General features: G+C 68.9%; 1 pseudogene. It reads right to left on the bottom strand.

The annotated features are described in order from the left end of the window. Positions 1 to 228 (bottom strand): annotated as a pseudogene (groEL, locus tag KVT14_RS22055) (chaperonin GroEL); the annotation flags it as partial.

Here is a 228-nt window from a genome sequence, read left to right as displayed (position 1 = left end):
CCAGGGGCTTGCCCGACGGGATGCCCTTCTCCAGCAGCGGCAGCAGGGCCGTGACGTCCGAGACCTTCGACTCGACGAGCAGCACGTAGGCGTCCTCGAGGACGGCCCCCTGGCGCTCCGGGTCGGTCACGAAGTACGCCGACAGGAAGCCCTTGTCGAAGCGCATGCCCTCCGTGAGCACGAGCTCCAGGCCGAGGGCGTTGGACTCCTCGACCGTGATGACGCCCT

Origin of the sequence: Cellulomonas sp. GbtcB1, assembly GCF_019091725.1 — a bacterium.
Taxonomy (GTDB): Bacteria; Actinomycetota; Actinomycetes; order Actinomycetales; family Cellulomonadaceae; genus Cellulomonas.
This window is presented reverse-complemented; position numbering and strand designations above follow the sequence as displayed.